The following is a 423-nucleotide window of genomic DNA, read 5'->3' on the forward strand; positions in this document are numbered from 1 at the left end:
CGCCCCGCCGGCACCGGCCTCGGTCGTGCAGCCACCCACGGTTGCCAAGCCGATGGCCATGCCCCGTCGCGCCCCGGCCGAACGCGTGGCCACGCGCGAAGCCATCCCGCCCGCCAGACGGCAGGCTCCCGCTCCGCAAGCCGCGGCCGAGCCGGCATCCGTACCCGCCGTCGAATACGGCCGCCCGCTGGCCGCGCCGCCCGCGCCATCCCCGCCTGTCGCCGCGACAGCCCGCGCCGATGCCACCACCCTGGACAGCGTCGCCATGCCACCTGCGTCCGTGCAGGCCTATGGAAATGCCAGCAGCGCCGACCGCCCGGGCTTCGTCGCCGATCCGGAAACCACCGCGGCGATTGCCGCCAGTCGCGAAAAGGCGCGCGCCGAACAGGCCCGCGATGCCGCCGACGCGGCCGAGGCCGCCCG

Annotated in this window: 1 pseudogene; it reads left to right on the forward strand. The window is 76.8% G+C overall.

The features are described 5' to 3' along the window. Positions 1–58: 58 nt before the first annotated feature. Positions 59–423, forward strand: a pseudogene (locus tag IQ458_RS19470) (hypothetical protein); the annotation flags it as partial.

The sequence above is a fragment of the Pseudoxanthomonas beigongshangi genome (assembly GCF_016820515.1).
In the GTDB taxonomy this organism is placed as follows: Bacteria; Pseudomonadota; Gammaproteobacteria; order Xanthomonadales; family Xanthomonadaceae; genus Pseudoxanthomonas_A; species Pseudoxanthomonas_A beigongshangi.